Below are 13,791 nucleotides of genomic sequence, written 5' to 3'. Positions count from 1 at the left end.
TGCGGCAGCAGCTGTTCCGGGCCGGCGGCGTCGCTGGCGATGGCAAGGGTGATATGGCGGTTGGCTTGGGAGAAGGCTGAGGCGAAGGAGGCGAGCAGGGCTGTAATGTCCATGGTTCTTCCATGCGTGCGCCTCTGAGCGTAGGGCGCTTATCTGGCTGTAACAGAATGGGAAGACTGCAGGATAACCCTTTTACAGATAAGGGAGTGAATAAGGATTACTGTCCTTTTGGACAGGTTGAGTTATATGGCATGCTGAGGCTGGTTGAAACGGCTGCAGTGTAGATAGTTTGGTGAAGTATATTCTACTGATGGCAATTAAGGTTTGACTGAGAGGTAGTAATAAAAAAAGCGCCGTGAGGCGCTTTTTTAGGACCGGGTTAGATGGTCAATGCTTCCAATGTCTTGCCGCTGTCGATCCATGCTTGTACCCAAGCCGGCTTGCGGCCACGGCCAGTCCAAGACAGATTGCTATCGTCAGGATGGCGGTACTTGACTTCAACAGGCTTGCGAGCAGTGGCGGTTTTGCCGCTCAACACATCTTCCACGCTCAAGCCGTGAGCGCGGGCAAGTTCGATAATTTGTTTTTTTGCCTTGAACTTCTCTTCAACTTCGCGGTGCTTGATTTCACTTTCAATATCAGCTTTCAGGGCAATTAGTGCAGTAAATTCCAGCTTGGACAAATCCATGACATGTTCCTTGATTATTGGTTTGATAATTACAGAGCGTAATATAGCTAATTGAAATCGGATAAGTCAAGTATGATATTAATAAATGGAAGTTATTAATTCATTCGAGCAAGCACTTTTAATACCTCTTGTGGAGCACGGCCTGTTATGACTAAGAATTTTCGCCAAATACCATAAGACATTTTCTTTCCTTGCTTGAACTCCCGGACGCGGTGGCCGTGGGTGCCTAATAGCGCTGCTAGACTGTTGTCTGAGTTGAATTGTGGGAAATGCTTTTGGAAGTGGCGGAAGTAGGCGCAAACAATGTCAGGGTGTGGCTGTTCCCATCCTTCTCCTTCGCGGAGTAGGTGAGCGCGACTATACTGATTCTCGTCAATTTCATCTTGAGGCGGTAGCTTTGGTGCTTTCAGGTTTTCCTCAAGAGTTGCGATGGCCTGGCGGGTGGCCTGTTCATTAATAAATTGCTGCTGGTCGGCAATGCTAGGCAATGGGATTTTCATAGCCTTATCTCTCATGACTAAGAAGCAAGTCCCAAGCCTTGCGGCTTGGGACTTTGGGGCTTACGTCGGTGACAGCTCGATATTGCGAACGTCAGAAACCCGAATGTTAACCAAGTTCAGCGTCCCTGTTGTTAGTGTTTTCCAATATTCGATATGGTGCATGTGAACCATTACATAATAAAGGTAATCAGGGAGAAGCAAGTTTAATGCAGTAATCCGAATTCCGATATGCTCAGGATTGAATTCTCGAATTGGTTTGCCAACATGCTCTGCTGAACTCCGTCTAATAATCCAGAAATGTGCTTCAGGAAAATTAGTTCGGATGGTTGCCAGCTGGGAAAGTTTCATTGCGTTCGTCTAAGGTGGCAACGGCTAGCCCCCTCGAAAACGAGTGACTTTCTGCGTGCCACCGTTGAGACGAATATTAATTTAAATGAGCTTCATTGTAAAGGTTTTTGCCTTGTAATTATGTCTTCACCTGTTACCCATTTCCCATTTAGGCGATTTATCCGCAGTGTTCGTGCGGTTCCTCTTTTCGGGATAAGTACTAGGTCAATTGTCGAAAACTTTCTTGCCTTTTTGGTGCGTATCGGAGGGGTAATGCTATTGGTGTATACGATTATTTTTTCAAATGTATCAGCAATCAGTTTTCTTGCTGCAATTCTAGAGTCGTTGTCAAGATTTTTAACGCCATCGGTAAGTTCTGCCCAATTTTCAGCTAGAGTTGGCGCTACTAGATTTTGACTGATTTGAACTAGCTCGTACTCTAAATTTTCTATTTGGCCTTTGGCAAGTTCATGCAGATTTTCTAGCTCACTTACTTTCTTAATGAGAAATTTTGGAGCATCAATCTCACTTTCAATTATTGCATCGGTAATTTTTTTAATTTTATTCTCAATGCTGGCTAGATCAGCCCTCTTAGTATTGAGTTGAGCGCGAATGGAGAGTGTCTGATCTTCGCCATTTTGTAGCGATGATAAATTAAATTGATCGCTACAATATTCCATTATTGCATTTTCTACCGGGGCGACTGAAGATGTAGCAGGCATTGGGCAGCTGTGGATTCCTGTCGTTACCGCGCCAAGGCACATTAAACGTCGATGGCTATCTTTTATATTGCCATTTAATTCCCTTTTTCTATTTAAATAATTTTTTACTACGGCGGCGGCTCCACAATATCCACATCTCAAAATTCCAAGCCCTGATACAACACCGACTATTCCGCCATTTTGTGAGTATTTGAATCTCCCGCCAGCAACATTTTGAAGGGAGTTGTATTCTTCTTCAGTAATGATTGCAGGGTAGTAATTCTTAAGCTCAAATTTCTCATCGCCAACTTCTAATACTCTTGTGCCGTATAGTGCTGGATTACGGAGTGTTCTATAAAAGTTGGCATGGTTAGGGAGCCCTTGATTGGTCATTGTTAAACCAAGGGCGAATAAGTGCTGGAAAATAGGCTTTGCCCCATATCCATCTTTATACATACGGAAAGCGATTTTGAAGGCTTCTACTCGCTCTGGAATTGGAATCCATTTTTCACCATTCCAATCGAGCCATTGGGGGTCTCGTCCGTTGACTATGCGTCCGCAAAAGGTTCCAGCAATCCAGGCTTCGGCTTGTCTTTTAACAGCTGCTTTGATTCTTTTTGATTTTGTGTCGCTCTCTTCATGCGCACGAATCATAATAAGTAGGCTATATACCAAATCCATTGGGTTGTTTTTGATTCGCTCACGATTGTATTCTTTTCCATCGCTTGCGGTAACAACTGTAATGCCGGCATTGATAATTTGAGCTAGCTGGGCTTGGGCAAGAATTGGCTCTGCGCGGCTTAGGCGGTCTAAGCCTTCAACAATAAGGACTGATCCAGGGCTGATACGACCTGCGCTGATTGCTTCAAGGAATGCACCTAAAGCGCCTTGTTTGACGTGTCGCTGGTGATAGGCACTCAGTCCTTCGTCTCGGAGGGTCAGCGCATCATCAAGGGCTAGGCCGTGTTCTGAGGCCCATCGAATGGCATATTGGATTTGTCTATCTGCGGAGGAGCCAGCGGCTTGGCGAGGGTCACTAAATCTTAAGTAACTGTAAACTTTTGAATTTTTCATTGTGCGATATTCTACTATAGGCAATGATGTTGCGTGCACCTATAGCATCGCTAGGCTTTTCCAGCGAGATGCGCATGCTGACTACGCCCAGCGGCGTCTTGTCCGCCACCTGGTGGCAGGCCAGGCAGTTCTTGCCCAGGTAGTTGGCGGAAGCCAGCGCCGGGTAGACCACGCGCAGGTGCTCGCCCAGCTGCGGGGTGGACTCTATCTGGATGTGCGGCTTGCCGTCGCGCAGCGCGGCGCGCTCGGTTTCGTCGCCCGGCCGGGCTTTGTCGCCGGCGCTGCCGGGGCCGAACTGCTTGCTGACCGCGTCGCCGCGTATCACGCGCAGGTCGCGCACTGCCGACAGCTCGCGGATCTGGTCCAGAAACACGTCGCGCTGGCCGACGGTGCCGGTGATCATCATGCCGGTCAGGCCGGCCAGGGTCATTTCGTTCATGCTGTGGGCCAGGTCCTTGGCCTGCTCCACGGCGATCTCGCGGCTGGCCTGGGTCTCCCAAGCGATCAGCCCGCCCCAGGCCAGCACCAGACAGGTCCAGATCGCGCCGGTGAGGCGCAGCCAGATCGGCCAATCGGAAAATTTTCTCATCGCGTTTCGGGGTGGTGGGCCCCGTCTCCTGTGTGTGGCGTCGTTATTGTCGGCCGGATTGCGGACAGTCCCGGCTATGCCGTATGGATTCTGATGGAGAACGGGAACCGGACTTCTGGTCTGGATCAAACATTGCCAGGAAAACGCTTGCGCTTGGGTTGGCGGCCGATTTCTGCAACAATCGCGCCCTTGCCGCCACGGCTATGGTGAAAACGGGACAGGAATACAAGGAATGGGCATGAATGACAGCACAAGGCGCGGCGTCGCCATCATAGGCGGCGGCCCGGCGGGCCTGATGGCGGCGGAGGTGCTGACGGCGCGCGGCTATGCGGTGGACGTGTACGACGCGATGCCGTCGGTGGGCCGCAAATTCCTGCTGGCCGGCATCGGCGGCCTCAACATCACCCATTCCGAAGCCTATCCGGCCTTTGTCGGCCGTTACGGCGACCGCGCGGAGCAGATCGCGCCGCTGCTGAAGGATTTCGACGCCGACGCGCTGCGCGCCTGGGTGCATGGCTTGGGGGTGGAAACCTTCGTCGGCAGCTCCGGCCGGGTGTTTCCCAAGGAAATGAAGGCAGCGCCGCTGCTGCGCGCCTGGCTCAGCCGGCTGCGGGAGGCCGGCGCGCGCATCCATGTGCGCCACCGCTGGCAGGGCTGGAACGCCGATGGCAGCCTGAAGTTCGACACTCCGGACGGCGAACTGGTTGTGCGCGCAGACGCGACGCTGCTGGCGCTGGGCGGCGGCAGCTGGAAGAAGCTGGGTTCGGATGGCCGCTGGATGCCGTGGCTGGCGGAAAAGGGCGTGGCCACCGCGCCGCTGGCGCCGTCCAATTGCGGCTTCGACGCCGAGTGGAGCGATTTCTTCGCCGACAAGTTCGCCGGCGAGCCGCTGAAGTCCATCGGCCTGGCTTTCCAGGGCGGCGACGGCCGCGAATTCAAACGCGTCGGCGAATGCGTGATCACCAAGAGCGGCATAGAAGGCAGCCTGGTCTACGCCTGCTCGGCGCTGCTGCGCGACGAGATCGCCCGCGCTGGCTCCGCCACCTGCCATCTGGACCTGATCCCTGCCTGGGACGAGGCCAAGGTGCTGGCGGAGGTGTCGCATCCGCGCGGCTCGCGCTCGCTGTCCAGCCATCTGCAGAGCCGGCTGAACCTGAAGGGCGCGCGCGCCGGCATCCTGCGCGAATGCCTGGACAAGGACAGCTTTCAGAACCCGGTGCTGCTGGCCGCAGCGATCAAGCGCTTGCCCGTGACCGTGACCGCGGCGCGGCCCATTGACGAGGCGATCAGCACCGCCGGCGGCGTCAGCTTCTCCGCGCTGGACGAGAGGCAGATGCTGGCCGCGCTGCCCGGCGTGTTCTGCGCCGGCGAGATGCTGGATTGGGAAGCGCCTACCGGCGGCTACCTGCTGACCGCCTGCTTCGCCAGCGGCCGCGCGGCCGGACAGGGCATCGCCGGCTGGCTGGAACAGGCGGGATCAAAATAGTTTTACTTGAGCAAGGCAGGCAGGCCTGACAGAATACCCGGATAGCATTTTTAACGGCTAGCAAAATCCCTGATCCTGCGTTGCGCCTCCTTGCCGTACTACTTGTACTGTCTGCGTCGGCGCGCCTTGGCTCAGGTGCTTTGCGGGGTTTTGTTAGCCACTCTTATTCGCCCATTCCGGGCGCGATCCGCAACCTGTTTTGCTTGCTTGCCATGAGTGAAAAAAGCAATCCCTGCCAATCCTGCGGCGCGTGCTGCGCCAGCTTTCGCGTTTCTTTCTACTGGGCCGAGGCCGATGACGGCGGCGGCCTGGTTCCCGGCCATCTCACCGAAAAACTCAACGACTGGACCCGCTGCATGCGCGGCACCTGGTCCGCCAGCCCGCGCTGCGTCGCCTTGCGCGGCGAGGTGGGCGACAGCGTCGGCTGCGGCGTCTATCCGCTGCGGCCCAGCCCCTGCCGCGAGGTGGAGGCGGGCTCGGCGCAGTGCGTGAGGGCGCGCGCTATCCACGGCCTGCCGGCGCTGTGGGAAGCGCCGGCGGCGGCCAATGAGCCGGAGCCGCTGCTGGCCGGCTAGGGCAGGTTCCGGTCGAAAAAGGCTTTCAGCTTGGCCGTGGCGGCCGCCACGCACGGTTCGCGGTCGTACAGGTCGAAGTGCGAGGCCCAGGCGATCAGGCACAGCTCTTTCGGTTCCGCGGCGGAGGCGATGGCCTGTTCGCTGAAGTAGCGGGTGTCGGCGTCAGCGCCGGCTATCATCAGCAGCGGCCGCGGGGCGAGCATGTCGATGCGGGAGAAGGCGTCGAAACCAGCCAGCGCGTCCAGGCCCGATACAACGAAACGGTTTTCCGCATTGGGATGGCGGCCGCGCGGCGTGCGGTAGTAGTCGTACGCTTCGCGCAACAGCCGCTGCGGCTGCTCGGCCGCAGCCTGGGCGGTTTCCGCCAGCGCGCTGCGGGTGGCGGCGGCTTCGCCCCGGTCCTGGGCGGTACGGTCTTCGGCCGCGGCGGCGAGCAGGCCCTGCAGCTGTTCGGGCGAGCGGCTGCCGTTCAAGCCGTCGCGCAGCAGGCCGCCCAAGCAGACGGCGTTTACGGTGGCCACGGCCTTGATGCGCGGGTCGGTGCGGGCGGTGAACACCGCGTAGCCGCCGCCGGCGGCGATGCCCAGCGCGCCGATGTGCTCGGGATCGACATCGGGCAGGTTGGACAGATAGCTGACCGCCGATTTGATCCCTTCCGCGCGCGAATGGGGCGTTTCCAGGTGGCGCGGCAGGCCTTCGCTCTCGCCCTGATAGGCGGTGTCGAACGCCAGCGCGAGATAGCCGTCCTGCGCCAGCCGCTCGGCGTAGCGCCCGGCCACCTGTTCCTTGACGCCGGTGAACGGGTGGCTGACTACGATGGCCGGGTAGCGCCGTTCCGGCTGGTAGTCGGCGGGACGATACAGATGGCCGACCAGCTCCAGGTCTTCGCTGAGAAAAATCACTTCCTGTTTCATATTGTCGTTCTGCTCGATTGCGGGATTCAACGCGGCGTCTGCTCCCAGCCGCCGCCCAGCGTCAGGAACAGGTTGACCTGATCCAGCGCCAGTTGCGCGTCCGACGCGGCCAGCGCCGATTCGTTGCCGGCCAGCGCGCGGTCGGCATCCAGGCTGGCCAGATAGGGCGCGCGTCCGGCCGTGTACAGGCGGCGGTTGTCATGCGCCGCAGCACGGGCGTTGTCGCGCGCCGAGCGCAGGTCGGCGTTGCGCTCCAGATCCTTGGCGTAGAAAGTCAGCGCGGTTTCCGTCTCGCGCAGTGCGTTCAGCACCACGCCGTCGAAATGGGCGAGCGCCGCGTCGGTATCGGCCTCGGCCGCCTTCACCCGGGCGCGGGCGCCGCTGTCCGGGATGGTCCAGCTGATCAGCGGCCCCAGGCTCCAGTGCTGGGTGCGGTCTTCGCCCACGTGCTCCAGCAGGCCGGTGAAGCCGGCCGACGCGCCCAGGCTGATGCTGGGGTAGAGCTGGGCGGTGGCCACGCCGATGCGGGCGGTGGCGGTGGCGAGCTTGCGTTCGGCCTCGCGCACGTCCGGCCGGCGTTTCAACAGCGCCGCGCCGTCGCCGACCGGCAGCGGCCGCTTCAGCTGAGGCAAGGCCGAGCAGGCGACGGCGGGCAGCTCGGCCGGGGCCTTGCCCAGCAGCGCCGCCAGGCGGAAGCGGGCCGCGTCTTGTTCCGCCTGCAGCCGGGGCAGGGCGGCGCGCTGGATATCGGCCTGGGCCAGAGCCCGCTCCACGTCGGTGGCCCGGCCGCGGCCGGCGGTCTGCATCCGCTTGGCCACCGCCACGCCGCGGTTCTGCAGCTCTAGCTCATGCTTGGCCACCGCAAACTGGTATCCGGCCGCGCAGCCTTGCACATAGGCGCGCACGGTTTCCGCGGCCACCGTCGTCTGAGCGAGGTCCACGGCCGCCTCGGTGGCCTGGGTGCCGGCGCGGGCGGCTTCCTCGGCGCGGGCCAGCTTGCCGAACAGGTCGATCTCGTAGCCTATCTTCAGCCCGGCATCGCCGACATTGGCCACCGGCAGTTTTTTCTCGATCAAATAGGCTTCGCCGGAATCCTGGCTGCGCTGGGCGGTGGCCGATGCGCTGGCGTGCGGATCGCGCTCGGCGTTGACCGAGGCTTCTATCGCCAGCGCCTTGCGCAGATTGGCCGCGGCGGCGCGCAGGTCGGCGTTGGCGGCCAGCGCCTCTTCCACTAATTTATCCAGCCTGGCGTCGTCGTACAGCCGCCACCAGCCGGCGGGGACTGGCTGCTGGACGAAGGCCGGATTGCGCGCGGACAGGAAGGCGGCATTGGCGGCGGGCTTGCCCAGCGCGGCCTGCGGCGGCAGATGGTAGTCCGGGCCGACGGCGGCGCAGCCGGCCAGCGCGCAGGCCAAAGCCAGCGCGCTCAGCTTCAGCGCGGCTTTCATGAGCGGCCTCCCTGGCGCACCGACACGGTGGCGGTGCGGCCGGCGATCAGGCGGAAATTGGCCGGCACTTCGTCCAGCGCGATGCGCACCGGGATGCGCTGAGCCAGCCGCACCCAGTTGAAGGTGGGGTTGACGTTGGGCAGCAGCGAGGCGCCGTTGCTGCGGTCGCGGTTTTCGATGCCGGCGGCGATGCTCTGCACGTGGCCGCGCAGCTTGCGCGACTCGCCCATGATCTGGATGTCCACCGGCTGGTTGAGCTCCACGCCGCCCAGCTTGGTCTCCTCGAAGTAACCGTCGACGTGAAAGGAGCGGGAGTCGACGATGGACAGCGCCGCGCGGCCGCTGGCGGCGTAATCGCCGGCGCGCGGCGTGCGGTCGTTCAGATAGCCGTCCACCGGGCTTTTCACCACGGTGCGCTCCAGATTCAGCCGAGCCAGGCCGGCGGCGGCCTCGGCGGCGGCCAGCGTGGCTTCGCCCAACTGCACCTTGGCGTCGCCTTCCTCGCGGGCTTCGGCGGCCACCAGGTCGGTCAGCGAGTGGTTGCGCGCGGCCTCGCGGCGGGCCTGCGCCAGGGTGGCGCGCTGCGCGGCGAGGGCGGCTTCGGCCTGGCGCAGCGCCAGTTCGTAATGCGCGCGGTCCACCACGAACAGTACCTGGCCTTTCTTGACCAGCTGGTTGTCCGAGACTTTCACTTCGGTGATCAGCCCGGACACGTCCGGGGCCACCTGCACCACGTCGGCGGCGATATGGCCGTCGCGCGTCCACGGCGCGTCGGTGTAGTAGATCCAGATATGCCGCATCACCACGATGGCGATGGCGACGGTGGCCAGGGTCAGCAGCACGGACCCGGCTTTGCGAATGCGGTTGTTCATGATGTCACCTGTGAAACAGCGCGATCGTGCCGCCCAGCACGATCACGTAAAGCGCGAAATTGAAGAGAGAGCGGTGCCATACCACGCGGTACAGGCCCAGTCGGGCCAGCGCGCGGCGCAGCAGGCTGCTGGCGGGGAAGGCGATCAGCATCATCACCAGCAGGCTGGGGAAGTAGACCCCGTAGAAATTGACTTCGCCTATCATGGCCGGACTCCTGGAATGGGCGACGCCGGCCGGCAGCCTTCGGCATCGGGGAATAGCGACACGCGCATCTCCACCAGCGCGTTGCGCGCCTCGCGGGCGGCCGGCGCGGCATCGGCCAAGGTCAGCGCGATGGCCGCATCCAGCCGGCCCAGCAAGGCGACGGGCGCGTCGAGGTAGCGGTCGGCGTCGGCGCAGGCGCGGAAGTGCTCGCTGACGCCTTGCAGCGCCGCGTCCACCGCCTGGCGGGCGGCGCCGGCCAGGCGATGCTCGTCGCGTTGCAGGTCCAGCGCGCTGAAGCCCACCCGCAGCTCGCGGAAGCCGGCGGAGGGATCGGCGCCGTCGGCGGCCAGCCGCGGCGCCAGCAGCGACAGGCGGTCCAGCATCAGCGCCGTCAGCCGCGCGTAGTCGCCGCCGTGGCGGCCGGCGGCGTTATGCGCCAGGTCGCGCCAGTTGGAGCGGATCAGGCGGCGCAGCGTCAGCTCGGCGCCGAAGGGACGGGTGGTCAGCGTCCAGACCAGCGCGAACAAGATGCCGGCCGCGCCGGCCAGATTGCTGTTGAGGAAAGACTGGAAGTCGGCGTTATAGCTTTGCTGCAGGCCGATCAAATTGGCGGTGAACACTACCAGCAGCATCGCCACCGGGCCGAAGCGCGGCTGGTTCATCAGTGCGCCGCCCAGAATGAAGGGGGGAGCCAGGCACAGCGCCAGCATCTCGAATTCGTGCACCGCCGGCAGCACGGCGAACAGCAGCAGGCCGGCCAGCATGGTGCAGATGGTGTTGACGATGAACAACGTGCGCAGCATCGGCGCGGGCTCGTCCATCGAGCCGAACAGGCAGCAGGCCACCGTGCCCAGGATCACCGCGTTGGCGCCGTCCTGCCAACCCAGCGCGATCCAGGCCAGGCAGCCCAGGAAGATGCCCAGCGCGGCGGTGCCGGCGGCGAAGCCGAGCAGGCCGTAATCGTAGTGGCGGGCCTTCACGCCCACTTCCCAGCGGCGGTAGGCGGGTTTCCAGTCCCACAGCGGCAGCCCGCGCGAGATCAGCGCGCGCAGCGTCAGGCAGTCCTGCCACAGATTGACCAGCGATTTCAGCCGCATCCGCACCGTGCCCTCCAGCAGCGACGGCCAGCCGCTGTCCGGCGGCGGCGCGTCCAGCTGGCGGCGCAGCGCGCGCGCCTGGCTCAGAAACCAAGGGTTGTCGGCCGGGTAGCTTAGCCAATTTGAGGTGTCTTCCATCAACTGGAGCAAGTCCGCGGATGTGCCGCCAGGCGTCTTGCGCAGTACCGCCAGCAACTCGGAAAGCGAGGACAGCAGCGGCGGCAGCATGCTCATCCGCGCGCGCAGCTCGCCCGCGGTGCGCTCGGCGTTGCGGCTGGTGGCGTCATAGGAGAGGTGGGTGAGCAGTTGGTCGAAGGCCAGCAGGTCGGCAGCGAGACGGTTGCGGCCCGCCGACGGCGGCTGGGGATGGCTGCCCAGGGTGTCGGTCGCCCAGGCGGCGGCGTCCTTGAGCCAGCCATCCACGCGCGGGCTCAGCACCGCTGACACGCGGGTGGGCAGCACCAGCGCCGCCGCCACGCTGGCGCAGACGATGCCGAGGACGATTTCCTCGCTGCGGGCGACGGCGATGTCGAACACGTTCTCCGGCGCGTACACCGCCGACAGCGCGATCAGCGGCATGGTGTAGGCCGGCAGCCGCAGCAGGTAGTGGCGGGGCGTGTGGTCCAGCATGGACAGGTAGAGCAGGGCGCCGGACCACAGCGCCACCACCAGGCTCAGCAGCACCGGTTGGTTGGCCAGCGGCGGCACCACGCATACCGCGGCGGCCGCGCCGAGCAAGGTGCCGAACACGCGGTACACCGCCTTGGAGCGGGTGGCGCCGATCAGCGGGTGGGACACGATGTAGACGGTGCCCATCGCCCAACTTGGCCGGGGCAGGCCCAGCGCCAGCGCGATGTACAGCGCCAGCATCGCGGCGGCGAAGGTGCGGGCCGAGAACAGCCAGTCGCGTTTAGCGGGTAGCGCGATCATGGCGTTTGTCCAGCATGGGGTCGTTGGGCGGCCGGGTTTGCGCCGCCTGCTCCAGCACATGGAACACCCGCAGCGCGGTTTCCAGATCGGTCTGGCTGAGCGGCGCCAGCACGCGGGAGCGCAGCGCCACCAGCTCGGTCTCTATCTTGCGGGTGACTTCGCGGCCGGCGTCGGTGAACCACAGCGTTTTCACCCGGCGATCATGCAGGCCCTGTTCCCGCCGCAGCAGGCCGGCCTGGCTCAACTGGTCTACGATGCGAACAAGGGAGGCGGGCTCCATGCCCAGCTCCTCGGCCAGCGCGCTGTGGCTGACGCCTTCGCCCAGCCGTCCGATGAACAGCAGCGCGGAGCCGCCGGATACCGAGATGCCGTGAACCGTCAGCGCTTCCTGCGCGATATGCCGCCACAGCACGCCCATCGGGCGCAGGCTGCTGGTCAGCCTCAGGCGTAACAGATCGATGTCTTCCATAGATATTTGCCGGCCGGAAGGCCGGATGGGGATGGTCGTGATGTAAATGGATTGTAGCGACTATTTTATTAATTAGCAAACTAACTAATTTGACGGAGCGGGAAAGCGCTTGCCAGGAAAAGGCAGGGGAAGCTGGCCACGCGCTTGCGCGGATGGCCGGGTCCGCCGATTGATAGGCCGAATGGCAAGCGCGGCACACCGCAGTCATGCAAACGCAACTTGTTAATGACAAGCCGCCGTGCCATATTTGTGCGGTGCAACATAATTGGAGCGGCTATGTTCCGGCGTATGGAAGGCAAGCCGTCGCTGAGTTTGGCGCTTCAGGGCGGCGGCGCGCATGGAGCGTTCACCTGGGGTGTGCTGGACGCGCTGCTGGAGGCGGGGCGCTATCGTTTCGACGGTTTGAGCGGCACCAGCGCCGGCGCGATGAACGCGGTGGCTGTCGCGCATGGCTTGTGCCTTGGCGGGCCGGACGCCGCTCGGGAGGCGCTGGCGTCGTTTTGGCGCAGGGTGGGTGAGAGCTTGCCGGGAGAAATGGCCCGGCCCCTGCCGTTCAGCATGGATTCCACCGTGTCCCCCAGCCTGAAAATGGTGTTGCAGCTGTCCCAATGGTTCTCTCCGTACCAGCTCAATCCGCTGGATTACAACCCGCTGCGGGACATCATCGTTTCGCTGTTCGATTTCGAGCGCATCCGGCAGGCTTCGCCGGTGCAGCTGTTCGTGGCGGCCACGCACGCCAACAGCGGACGGTTGAAGCTGTTCCGCAATGCCGACCTGTCCGCGGACGCCTTGCTGGCCTCGGCCTGTCTGCCATCGTTGCAGCAGGCGGTGATGATAGAAGGCGAACCGTACTGGGATGGCGGCTTTGCCGCCAATCCGGCGATCTTTCCGCTATTCAAGTTTTGCCGCAGCGACGACATCCTGCTGGTGTTGTTGTCGCCGATGATCCATGGAGATACCCCGCGCACCGCCGACGAGATCCAGCGTCGGGCGATGCAGCTGGGTTTCAACAGCGCCTTCCTGCGCGAAATGCGTCTGTTCGCCTTGCTGCGGGAAATGGCGGATGCGTCTGCTTATCTGCGCGGCCGTCTGGAGCGCCATCTGCTGGCCACGCGCTTCCATTTGGTGGAGGCTCATGATTTGCTGGCCGAACTCGACTCGTCCAGCCGGGCGCTGACTTATGGCCCGTTCCTGGCCTGGCTGCGGGACGAAGGGCGCCAGGCGGCGCAGGCCTGGATGGCGGAACATGGCGGCAAAGTAGGCCGCAGCGCCAGCGTGGACATCAACAACCTGTTTCTTCAGCCCTGACTCTCGCCGGCGTGCGCGATATCCGCGGCTGCGCGGTCAATTCGGCGGGAGATGTCGATGGCATTGTCGGCAGCCCGTGTCCAGAATTCAAAGGCGCCGCCTGCCATGGACAAGCGAAGCGGCAGGCCGGGCCCGATCCATGGAGCCATGGCGTTCTCTTGAGCGGAGGAAGCAATGCAGAAAGCGGTTTCAACCGAGGCCCTGCCGGCGTCCCGACGGATAGATGAAAGAATCGCGGAGCTCGGCGGCTGGCGCGGAGCGGTTTTAAGCCGGATGCGCCAGCTTATCCGGGAGGCGGACCCGGATGTCGTCGAGGAATGGAAGTGGATGGGTACGCCGGTTTGGGCGCATGCCGGAATCATCTGCACCGGCGAATCCTACCAGTCGGTGGTCAAGCTGACCTTTCTCAAAGGCGCTTCGCTTGACGATCCGTCCAGGCTTTTCAACGCCAGCCTGGACGGCAACGCCAGGCGCGCCATCGATATCCGCGAAGGGGACGCGATAGACGCGGATGCGTTCAAGGCGCTGATCCTCGCCGCGGTCGCGCTCAATCTTTCCGCGGCGAAATCCAAATCGGGAAAGACCAAGCGCAGTTCGGGCTGACGGCG

At 62.3% G+C, this 13,791-nt stretch carries 16 protein-coding genes; 4 read left to right on the top strand and 12 right to left on the bottom strand.

Annotation, left to right across the window (positions count from 1 at the left end):
- Positions 1-379: 379 nt before the first annotated feature.
- From VA599_RS23045 to VA599_RS23025, 5 genes are all read right to left on the bottom strand, one after another.
- Positions 380-688: an H-NS histone family protein gene (locus VA599_RS23045; RefSeq protein WP_346790827.1), complete on the bottom strand. Its 309-nt coding sequence runs from the start codon at positions 686-688 to the stop codon at positions 380-382.
- A gap of 95 nt (positions 689-783) precedes the next feature.
- Positions 784-1,188: a hypothetical protein gene (locus tag VA599_RS23040; RefSeq protein WP_346790826.1), complete on the bottom strand. Its 405-nt coding sequence runs from the start codon at positions 1,186-1,188 to the stop codon at positions 784-786.
- Positions 1,189-1,248: 60 nt separating this feature from the next.
- A complete protein-coding gene (locus tag VA599_RS23035; protein ID WP_346790824.1) occupies positions 1,249-1,536 on the bottom strand; it encodes a hypothetical protein in 288 nt (95 codons plus the stop codon).
- Positions 1,537-1,628: 92 nt separating this feature from the next.
- Positions 1,629-3,290 carry a recombinase family protein gene (locus tag VA599_RS23030; protein ID WP_346790823.1) on the bottom strand — a complete coding sequence of 554 codons (1,662 nt, stop codon included), beginning with the start codon at positions 3,288-3,290 and terminating at the stop codon, positions 1,629-1,631.
- Positions 3,253-3,879, bottom strand: a complete 627-nt coding sequence (locus tag VA599_RS23025; RefSeq protein WP_346790822.1) for a hypothetical protein — start codon at positions 3,877-3,879, stop codon at positions 3,253-3,255. Before VA599_RS23025 ends, VA599_RS23030 begins: the two co-directional genes overlap by 38 nt.
- A gap of 238 nt (positions 3,880-4,117) precedes the next feature.
- Between VA599_RS23025 and VA599_RS23020 the strand changes: the two genes are divergently transcribed.
- Positions 4,118-5,365, top strand: a complete 1,248-nt coding sequence (locus VA599_RS23020) for a TIGR03862 family flavoprotein (RefSeq protein ID WP_346790820.1) — start codon at positions 4,118-4,120, stop codon at positions 5,363-5,365.
- A 212-nt stretch (positions 5,366-5,577) separates the two neighbouring features.
- Positions 5,578-5,940, top strand: a complete 363-nt coding sequence (locus VA599_RS23015) for a YkgJ family cysteine cluster protein (protein ID WP_346790819.1) — start codon at positions 5,578-5,580, stop codon at positions 5,938-5,940.
- Here VA599_RS23015 and VA599_RS23010 read toward each other — a convergent pair.
- The 6 genes from VA599_RS23010 to VA599_RS22985 are packed head-to-tail and all read right to left on the bottom strand — an operon-like array spanning position 5,937 to position 11,875.
- Positions 5,937-6,884: an alpha/beta hydrolase gene (locus tag VA599_RS23010; RefSeq protein WP_346790817.1), complete on the bottom strand. Its 948-nt coding sequence runs from the start codon at positions 6,882-6,884 to the stop codon at positions 5,937-5,939. The two genes, VA599_RS23015 and VA599_RS23010, sit on opposite strands and share 4 nt — an antisense overlap.
- Positions 6,881-8,302: an efflux transporter outer membrane subunit gene (locus tag VA599_RS23005; RefSeq protein WP_346790816.1), complete on the bottom strand. Its 1,422-nt coding sequence runs from the start codon at positions 8,300-8,302 to the stop codon at positions 6,881-6,883. Before VA599_RS23005 ends, VA599_RS23010 begins: the two co-directional genes overlap by 4 nt.
- The gene (locus VA599_RS23000; protein ID WP_346790814.1) at positions 8,299-9,174 is read right to left on the bottom strand and encodes an efflux RND transporter periplasmic adaptor subunit; all 876 of its coding nucleotides are present in this window, start codon (positions 9,172-9,174) and stop codon (positions 8,299-8,301) included. Before VA599_RS23000 ends, VA599_RS23005 begins: the two co-directional genes overlap by 4 nt.
- 4 nt (positions 9,175-9,178) lie before the next feature.
- Entirely contained in the window at positions 9,179-9,379 is a 201-nt protein-coding gene (locus VA599_RS22995) for a DUF1656 domain-containing protein (protein ID WP_346790813.1), read from the bottom strand.
- Positions 9,376-11,406, bottom strand: coding sequence for an FUSC family protein (locus VA599_RS22990; RefSeq protein ID WP_346790811.1), 2,031 nt, complete (start codon positions 11,404-11,406; stop codon positions 9,376-9,378). The genes VA599_RS22995 and VA599_RS22990 overlap by 4 nt, the downstream gene beginning before the upstream one ends.
- Positions 11,387-11,875 (bottom strand): MarR family winged helix-turn-helix transcriptional regulator, encoded by a 489-nt coding sequence (locus tag VA599_RS22985; RefSeq protein WP_346790809.1) that lies wholly within the window; start codon positions 11,873-11,875, stop codon positions 11,387-11,389. Before VA599_RS22985 ends, VA599_RS22990 begins: the two co-directional genes overlap by 20 nt.
- A 276-nt stretch (positions 11,876-12,151) precedes the next feature.
- On the opposite strand from VA599_RS22985, the gene VA599_RS22980 reads away from it, so the two are divergent.
- Positions 12,152-13,183, top strand: coding sequence for a patatin-like phospholipase family protein (locus VA599_RS22980; RefSeq protein WP_346790808.1), 1,032 nt, complete (start codon positions 12,152-12,154; stop codon positions 13,181-13,183).
- Here the strand turns inward: VA599_RS22980 and VA599_RS22975 are convergent.
- A complete protein-coding gene (locus VA599_RS22975) occupies positions 13,174-13,332 on the bottom strand; it encodes a hypothetical protein (protein ID WP_346790806.1) in 159 nt (52 codons plus the stop codon). The two genes, VA599_RS22980 and VA599_RS22975, sit on opposite strands and share 10 nt — an antisense overlap.
- 25 nt (positions 13,333-13,357) lie before the next feature.
- Here VA599_RS22975 and VA599_RS22970 point away from each other — a divergent pair, with 25 nt between their 5' ends.
- Positions 13,358-13,786 carry a DUF1801 domain-containing protein gene (locus VA599_RS22970; RefSeq protein ID WP_346790804.1) on the top strand — a complete coding sequence of 143 codons (429 nt, stop codon included), beginning with the start codon at positions 13,358-13,360 and terminating at the stop codon, positions 13,784-13,786.
- The last annotated feature ends 5 nt before the right edge of the window (positions 13,787-13,791 follow it).

The sequence above is a fragment of the Chromobacterium indicum genome (genome assembly GCF_039708975.1).
In the GTDB taxonomy this organism is placed as follows: domain Bacteria; phylum Pseudomonadota; class Gammaproteobacteria; order Burkholderiales; family Chromobacteriaceae; genus Chromobacterium; species Chromobacterium piscinae.
The sequence above is the reverse complement of the archived record's forward strand: the minus strand, read 5'-3'. Positions and strand labels throughout refer to the sequence as shown.

What these genes read in the sequence shown, in the direction of transcription:
- VA599_RS23045 (WP_346790827.1), bottom strand. Translation starts at nt 688, where the DNA reads ATGGATTTGTCCAAGCTGGAATTTACTGCACTAATTGCCCTGAAAGCT.
- VA599_RS23040 (WP_346790826.1), bottom strand. Translation starts at nt 1,188, where the DNA reads ATGAAAATCCCATTGCCTAGCATTGCCGACCAGCAGCAATTTATTAAT.
- VA599_RS23035 (WP_346790824.1), bottom strand. Translation starts at nt 1,536, where the DNA reads ATGAAACTTTCCCAGCTGGCAACCATCCGAACTAATTTTCCTGAAGCA.
- VA599_RS23030 (WP_346790823.1), bottom strand. Translation starts at nt 3,290, where the DNA reads ATGAAAAATTCAAAAGTTTACAGTTACTTAAGATTTAGTGACCCTCGC.
- VA599_RS23025 (WP_346790822.1), bottom strand. Translation starts at nt 3,879, where the DNA reads ATGAGAAAATTTTCCGATTGGCCGATCTGGCTGCGCCTCACCGGCGCG.
- VA599_RS23020 (WP_346790820.1), top strand. Translation starts at nt 4,118, where the DNA reads ATGAATGACAGCACAAGGCGCGGCGTCGCCATCATAGGCGGCGGCCCG.
- VA599_RS23015 (WP_346790819.1), top strand. Translation starts at nt 5,578, where the DNA reads ATGAGTGAAAAAAGCAATCCCTGCCAATCCTGCGGCGCGTGCTGCGCC.
- VA599_RS23005 (WP_346790816.1), bottom strand. Translation starts at nt 8,302, where the DNA reads ATGAAAGCCGCGCTGAAGCTGAGCGCGCTGGCTTTGGCCTGCGCGCTG.
- VA599_RS23000 (WP_346790814.1), bottom strand. Translation starts at nt 9,174, where the DNA reads ATGAACAACCGCATTCGCAAAGCCGGGTCCGTGCTGCTGACCCTGGCC.
- VA599_RS22995 (WP_346790813.1), bottom strand. Translation starts at nt 9,379, where the DNA reads ATGATAGGCGAAGTCAATTTCTACGGGGTCTACTTCCCCAGCCTGCTG.
- VA599_RS22990 (WP_346790811.1), bottom strand. Translation starts at nt 11,406, where the DNA reads ATGATCGCGCTACCCGCTAAACGCGACTGGCTGTTCTCGGCCCGCACC.
- VA599_RS22985 (WP_346790809.1), bottom strand. Translation starts at nt 11,875, where the DNA reads ATGGAAGACATCGATCTGTTACGCCTGAGGCTGACCAGCAGCCTGCGC.
- VA599_RS22980 (WP_346790808.1), top strand. Translation starts at nt 12,152, where the DNA reads ATGTTCCGGCGTATGGAAGGCAAGCCGTCGCTGAGTTTGGCGCTTCAG.
- VA599_RS22975 (WP_346790806.1), bottom strand. Translation starts at nt 13,332, where the DNA reads ATGGCTCCATGGATCGGGCCCGGCCTGCCGCTTCGCTTGTCCATGGCA.
- VA599_RS22970 (WP_346790804.1), top strand. Translation starts at nt 13,358, where the DNA reads ATGCAGAAAGCGGTTTCAACCGAGGCCCTGCCGGCGTCCCGACGGATA.